Origin of the sequence: Lentimicrobium sp. L6 (assembly GCF_013166655.1) — a bacterium.
GTDB lineage: Bacteria > Bacteroidota > Bacteroidia > Bacteroidales > UBA12170 > UBA12170.
In genome coordinates, this window is sequence record NZ_JABKCA010000042.1 from 41960 (window position 1) to 48190 (window position 6231).

General features: G+C 34.5%; 6 protein-coding genes. 4 read left to right on the forward strand and 2 right to left on the reverse strand.

What is annotated here, in order from left to right; all coding sequences use genetic code 11:
- Positions 1–155 precede the first annotated feature (155 nt).
- Positions 156–1910 (forward strand): T9SS type A sorting domain-containing protein, encoded by a 1755-nt coding sequence (locus HNS38_RS11675; RefSeq protein ID WP_172278958.1) that lies wholly within the window; start codon positions 156–158, stop codon positions 1908–1910.
- Positions 1911–1977: 67 nt separating this feature from the next.
- On the opposite strand, the gene HNS38_RS11680 is transcribed toward HNS38_RS11675, so the two are convergent.
- On the reverse strand, positions 1978–2739 hold the full coding sequence (locus HNS38_RS11680) for a dimethylarginine dimethylaminohydrolase family protein (RefSeq protein WP_172278960.1): 762 nt from the start codon (positions 2737–2739) through the stop codon (positions 1978–1980).
- Between the two features lie 82 nt (positions 2740–2821).
- On the opposite strand from HNS38_RS11680, the gene HNS38_RS11685 reads away from it, so the two are divergent.
- Entirely contained in the window at positions 2822–3046 is a 225-nt protein-coding gene (locus tag HNS38_RS11685; RefSeq protein WP_172346509.1) for a hypothetical protein, read from the forward strand.
- A 125-nt stretch (positions 3047–3171) separates the two neighbouring features.
- The gene (locus HNS38_RS11690) at positions 3172–3852 is read left to right on the forward strand and encodes a T9SS type A sorting domain-containing protein (RefSeq protein ID WP_172346510.1); all 681 of its coding nucleotides are present in this window, start codon (positions 3172–3174) and stop codon (positions 3850–3852) included.
- A gap of 69 nt (positions 3853–3921) precedes the next feature.
- Here HNS38_RS11690 and HNS38_RS11695 read toward each other — a convergent pair whose 3' ends face one another.
- The gene (locus HNS38_RS11695) at positions 3922–5325 is read right to left on the reverse strand and encodes an aminopeptidase P family protein (protein WP_172278966.1); all 1404 of its coding nucleotides are present in this window, start codon (positions 5323–5325) and stop codon (positions 3922–3924) included.
- 482 nt (positions 5326–5807) lie between these two features.
- On the opposite strand from HNS38_RS11695, the gene HNS38_RS11700 reads away from it, so the two are divergent.
- Positions 5808–6231: hypothetical protein (locus tag HNS38_RS11700; RefSeq protein WP_172346511.1), on the forward strand; the 424-nt coding region annotated here is incomplete at its 3' end.

Below are 6231 nucleotides of genomic sequence, written 5' to 3' on the forward strand. Positions count from 1 at the left end.
CCAATCCGCAATATTCTAATAATCGACTCTAATACTTTTCAACATTATTACATTAACGGTTAGAAACTTATAATTCTATCCGTGTCTTTTTTGATTATATTTGGGCTTATGGAGATTCTAAATCCATTAAATAAAATAAACCCCAATTTAACCCAATGAAAAAAAACTACTATTTTGTATCAATCACATTGATAATGCTATTCTCCACCTCTATTTATGGTCAATATACCAATGGAAAGAAAGCAAGTTTAAGTACTGATGGAACCATATTACTCGAAAACATCCTTTTACCAGATTACAGTGAAAAAAGCACTGCTGAAATGCTAAATGGATTCCCCTTTGGAAGTCCTGCCAATGCCAGTTTTAAAAATTTCAGAGGTGCTGCCATAGCAGATATTGATGAGGATGGCGCAGATGAAATTATCTTTGGTGCCAATAATAAACTATTCGTTCTCAAAGGAAACGGCGAAACCCTTTGGACAAAAAATGTAAGTGGTACCATTATATATCCACCTAGCATAGCTGATATGGATGATGATGGACATTTAGAGATCATTCTTAACACTGGAGGCTCGCCTAATGCTGGACGAGTTTATTTGCTCGATAAAGATGGAAATGATTTAGAAGGCTGGCCACAAAACTTTGAAGAGCATTGGATGTTTAATGCCCCAGCCATATCTGATTTGGATGGAGACAATATTATGGAAGTCATTACCTGTGAAAGAGGAAATTCAAATTATGGTATGCTTCATGTCATCAAAATAGACGGAACTCCATTTAGTGATGCTTGGCCATTAGAGCTACCTGGCAATTTAGCCTTTACTCCTTCTATAGGTGATATTGACAATAATGGAACAAAAGATATTATCATTTCAATTTCCTCTGGGTCTCTCTATGCCATTAATACAAATGGCAGCTTTATTTTTGGTTTTCCATTAATAGAGGCAGGTAAAAGCTTTTCTTATCAATCGCCAATCATCTATGACTTTGATGGTGATGAGCTTATGGAAATTGTTGGAGCTAGACATGGGGATGCTTCAGATTATTATATGGTAAAATCAAATGGATCTTATCCTTTTGGCTGGCCAATCACTAGCCCTAGTGGCTGGAGATATTCCCCACCAACTGTGGTAGATGCTGACGATGATGGTGAATATGAGATATATGTTGGACATCCAAACACCGACGGTGGCGGAGCTCCATTAGATGTTGTTTTTGGATATAATGCAGCCGGACAAATGCTAGATAACCTACCTATCAACAAAGCTGGCGGTTGCGAAGGAGTTATTTCTGTCGCTGATGTGAATAATGATGATATTATGGATCTAGTGTTTACCAGTAATATTACTGATGCTGATGGATATGGTTTTATCCATGCCTACTCACTTGATGGAAGTGGAGAAATCGAAGGATTTCCTTTAAGACCAAAAGGATTTACATTTATCAATTCTGCAGTCTTAGGTGATATTAACGGTGATGAATTATTAGACATCAGCTGCCTTTCTTATACCAATTTCACAGGCAATGATTCTGTTTTTATCACTTCTTATAATTTAAATGTTCCGTATGATGAGTCAAAAATATTGGCTAATGGATATAAAGGAAATCAACTTAGAGATGGAAATGTCAATATTCAAACCAATGTTGGAATTTCTAAAATCAATGACAATTCTTTCGATTTCACAGCCAGTCCAAACCCATCTGATGGCATGATTAACCTTCAATTAAATCAAAAAATGGAGGATGCTCAAATTTCAATAATCAACTATTTAGGAGAAATCATATATTCAACTAGAACTTCAGGTGAAAACAATATACAATTAGATATGAGCAATATAAACAATGGCTCATACCTGATTAAAATAGAGACTGACAATATGTCAATGAGTCAAAAATGGATTAAATATTAGAATCCGCATTCATAATAAAGCTCCATAACTCATTATTAGTAATGGAGCTTTTTCTATTTTATTATTTTTAATATCTCAAGGATAAACAACTCAATCCACCATCCAATTTCTGGAATTCCGACATGTCTAATTCTATGATTTCATAACCTGTTTGCCCAATGACTTCTTTAGCTTTTGGAAATCCCTTTGGTATGATTACCGTATCATTTACCCAGATGCAATTTGCGGCGTAAGACTCCCCTTGCTCAACCTCTAGAATATTAAACTTCTTAAACTCGTCCTTCTCTAAAAACTCTCCACAAGCTACTAGATAATTATTCTCCAAATAAGCTAAACCGGTTTTTAAATGTAGGACCTCTTCCAAAGAAACTAAAGAACCTGTCATCCCATATTTCTCCAGAATAGAAATCATCTGCTTTGCACCATCCTCATTTGTTCTGGCTGACAAACCTATAAAATAGTGATTCTCAACCATCATAATATCACCAGCCTCAACAGTACCCGGAGCTTGAATAAACTCAATATTCTTGTATTCATCCTTCAAAACTTCTTTCATCTCTTCAATCTCTCCCCTCCTGCTTTCGGCCCCAGGATGAGTGATTATTGCGCAATGAGGTGTACACAGGGCAACATCCTCCACAAATGTACTGTCTGGAAAGTTCTCATCAGCTTCCAAAGTAATCACTTCGAGCCCACAGCTCAAAAGAGCGTCTACATAGGCTTCATGTTGTTTTATGGCCAATTGATAATCAGGCTGACCAAGGTTAACAGAACTCAGCCCATTGATCATGCTTTTACTTGGAATTCTTACTATCGCTTTTTGAAACATACCTTCATTATTTTATGTTGGTGAAGTTATAAAATCTTAGGATAAAATGAATGTCTTTTCTACTTTTACAAAAAAAATATGCATGAATAAATACGCCATCATTAGTTTAGTTGTTATCTTTATTGTACTTATCATCTTAAAAGTCAATTTCTTTTGGTTAGCTGTTTTAGCGATTGCTGCAGCTTATTTTGTCCGAAAACATCTACAATCAGTAAAACAAGAAAATACAAATGAGGAGGTTCATAAGAAGGCAGATAAGCTTGATATCCCAAACAATAAGATAAGCTCAAAAGAGGAAGAAAACTAAACCAATATGGACTGAAAGTACCATAGAAGAGCTGTTAATACCCTGTTAAAGGAAAATATTTTTTTAATTCTTTGTAAGGAATTCATTTTCTTTACGACTACAAAGGAAAACCAAAAGTTATTTTTATGAAAAAAATATTTACAATTATACTAATTATTACAGCAAGCTTACAAATATCAGCGCAAAATTTCTATTTTGAACCCAGCAATGAATTATCGAAGGTTATTGGTATTTCTAGTTCAAGTTATTTGCGCTTGAATATTTTAAGAAATCCGGCTGTTGATACTGTTAGGCTCAAATACGAATTAGTCACTAATACCATCCCTGATGAATGGTACCGTTCATACTGTGATAATCATGGATGTATGTCGAGTCTTCCTGAATATGGTGAAATGTCACCTCTCTTTGATGAATTCACAAGCTATATTGAGCTATCCTTCGATCCGCTATATATAAACGGCTCTGGTACAGTAGCCTATTATATTTATGAATCTGGTGATTATGAGAATGGACAAACGATGACCTTCAATGTAGAAACAGAAGATTTTGTTGGTATTGAAGACCGCTTAGCAGAAAAATTAGTTTTAGGTCCAAATCCTTTCCAGTATTTTATTAATGTGAGCAACGACGAGATTATAAAGGAGTTGAACCTTTACGATATTACCGGCAAACAAATCCAAACAATCTCTACCATAGCTAGCACACAATATACTATGGAAACAAGTCAATTGAATAATGGTATTTATTTGCTTGAAATTATAGATATGTTTGGAAACAAAACAACTCGAAAATTGACAAAGAATTAAATTGAACTGATTTATATTACATAAAAAAAGCTCCTAAATAAGGAGCTTTTTTATGTTTAAGAACAAGCTTTATAATGGATTTGCCATTACCGCTTCTATCTCTTCAATAGTCTTTGGAATTGGTTTTCCTAAAACTCTATATCCAGTCTCTGTAACTAAAATATCATCCTCAATACGAATACCTCCAAAATCTTTATAAGTCTCTACGACATCGTAATTAATAAACTCACTTTGTTTGTTTTCAGCTTTCCATTGGTCGATTAGTGCAGGAATGAAATAACAACCTGGCTCTACTGTTAAAACAATACCAGGTTTTAGTTCTTTTCCTAATCGAAGATAGGCTGTTCCGAAATTCTTACTTCTCACAGTTTTTTCATCATAGCCTACGTTATTTTCTCCTAAACCTTCCATATCATGAACATCTAAGCCCATTTGGTGACCTAAACCATGAGGCATAAACAAAGTATGTGCTTCTGCATCAACAGCTGCTTGAGCATCCCCTTTCATGATTCCAGCTTTAATTAAACCTTCAACCAATACCCTAGCTGCTAAAAAATGTATTTCTCTATATTCTAAACCTGGTTTAATGGCTTCAATGGCCTTCATATTGGCATCGAGTACAGCTTGATAAACCGCCTTTTGGCGCTCATTGAACTTACCTCCTACTGGAACCGTTCTGGTGATATCACTTGCATAATGCATCGTGGTTTCAGCACCACCATCAGTAACCATCATTTGGCCAACTTCAATAATATTATCGTGATGATGATTATGCAAAGTCTCTCCATGCACACTTAAAATAATTGGGAAAGAAACGGGTCCTCCTTTTGCTAAGGAAATACCTTCGATGGTACCTGCAATTTCTCGTTCAACTCTACCAGCTGTAGCTGCCATTCTCATTGAAGTAGTATGCATTTCGTAGGCAATATCAACAGCTTTCTCAATTTCTGCTACTTCAACATCCTCTTTAATTTCTCTTAACTTAACAACAGCCTTAATCAAGTCTAAGGAAACATAATCGTTAACTGAAAATGGCTTCATTCCTAATAAAGAAGATAATTGTAATTTATGTTCTCCTCTATAAGGTGGAAGGAAGTGTATCTTTCGGCCTTCTTTTATGGCATCATTAAGCACTGTTTCTAAATTGGCTAATGTATTAGAGTTGGATACTCCTACCTTTGCGGATAAATCTTTAATACTTGGCTGAGGTCCCATCCATATGATATCATCAATATCTACATCATTACCAAAAATATAATCTTTATCAGCATCTACATCTATCACTCCAACCAGGTTATAAAGGTCTAAGCCAAAGAAATAAAGGAAATTACTGTCTTGACGAAAAGCATAGGTATTGGCAGGATAGTTAAAACTGGCTTCTTCATTACCAATGAATAATAATAAACCATCCTTAATTTCTGACTTCAATTTTTGACGTCTATTTATATAAGTTTCTTTATCAAATAAATGCATATGTTGTGTTTTTTTTGTTATGATGACGAAATTACAAAAAAAACAAAGTAAAGATATCTTATACCTTCCTAATTTATCCTAAAAAATGCCTATTAGAAATTATTAACTAAAGATGATGTTGAAAAGCAGCAAGCTTCTTCTTATATTTAAATAATACTTACAGCAAAAGTTAATATTGAATATTTAAACCAATTTCCATTTACTTTAACGACTGAATGTTTATGTAATTGGACTTTATATACTTTTCACATTCAATGATTAGGCTATTTAAATTTGAATTTTCATTTTTCAGATCTCGCAAACACAAAACACTTATCACCCTGTATTCCTGCCAATTAACACATGCTGTAGTAATAAAATAACATCATACTAGCCTACTGTAAAACTATTGTATGGTTTATTTTTTTTCAATTAGGAATTAATATTATCTCCTTTGTCCCTGTAAAAAAATCATGAATTAATGTTAAACAAAAACGATTAATATGAGACAAACAACTAACTCTTTAAAGAAATTAAAGCTGCTGATGATAATGTCATTGATGATGTTATCTTCATTTTCCTTTGCTCAATTTGACATATTCATTTGGACTACTGACGGCATGTTACCCATGGCAGATGTAACCGTAGTCCTTGATGGTGAAACTATCGTAACTGAAGGTGGCCCAATGGGTGGTGAGGCTGTTTTTACTAATAAAGCTCCAGGAACTTATAACTATACTGCTTCTAAAGATGGATTCATCACTGTTAATGGTTCTGTTACTATTACTGATGCTAATGGCTCCGACTTTGCAGTTATGCTTCCCACTCCTGAAACCTATGATATTTACATCTGGACTACTGATGGAATGCTGCCCATGGCAGATGTAACCGTAGTCCTTGATGGTGAAACTATCGTAACTGAAGGTG

What these genes read in the sequence shown, in the direction of transcription:
- HNS38_RS11675 (WP_172278958.1), top strand. Translation starts at nt 156, where the DNA reads ATGAAAAAAAACTACTATTTTGTATCAATCACATTGATAATGCTATTC.
- HNS38_RS11680 (WP_172278960.1), bottom strand. Translation starts at nt 2,739, where the DNA reads ATGTTTCAAAAAGCGATAGTAAGAATTCCAAGTAAAAGCATGATCAAT.
- HNS38_RS11685 (WP_172346509.1), top strand. Translation starts at nt 2,822, where the DNA reads ATGAATAAATACGCCATCATTAGTTTAGTTGTTATCTTTATTGTACTT.
- HNS38_RS11690 (WP_172346510.1), top strand. Translation starts at nt 3,172, where the DNA reads ATGAAAAAAATATTTACAATTATACTAATTATTACAGCAAGCTTACAA.
- HNS38_RS11695 (WP_172278966.1), bottom strand. Translation starts at nt 5,325, where the DNA reads ATGCATTTATTTGATAAAGAAACTTATATAAATAGACGTCAAAAATTG.